We start from the raw sequence: 218 nt of genomic DNA on the forward strand, positions 1-218 counted from the left end.
TACGCGGCGATGTTCTCCAGCTTCAGGATATCCAGCCCGGTGTCATATTTTGTGCCGGCAAGCGTGGCGACCAGCGCCTCGGTGGCCGGGTGGCCGTAGGTGGCGCTCATGGAGGAAATCGCCGTGTCGACGCCGTCAACACCCGCCTCGATAGCCTTCAGCAGGGCCATCTCCGCCATCCCGGTGGTGGCGTGACAGTGCAGGTGCAGGCGCACCTC

General features: G+C 65.1%; 1 pseudogene. It reads right to left on the reverse strand.

Annotated features, from left to right (window positions below):
- Positions 1 to 218 (reverse strand): annotated as a pseudogene (locus NA197_RS23545) (sodium-extruding oxaloacetate decarboxylase subunit alpha); the annotation flags it as partial.

It is taken from the genome of Salmonella sp. NW884 (assembly GCF_051700745.1).
Classification (GTDB): Bacteria; Pseudomonadota; Gammaproteobacteria; order Enterobacterales; family Enterobacteriaceae; genus Salmonella; species Salmonella enterica.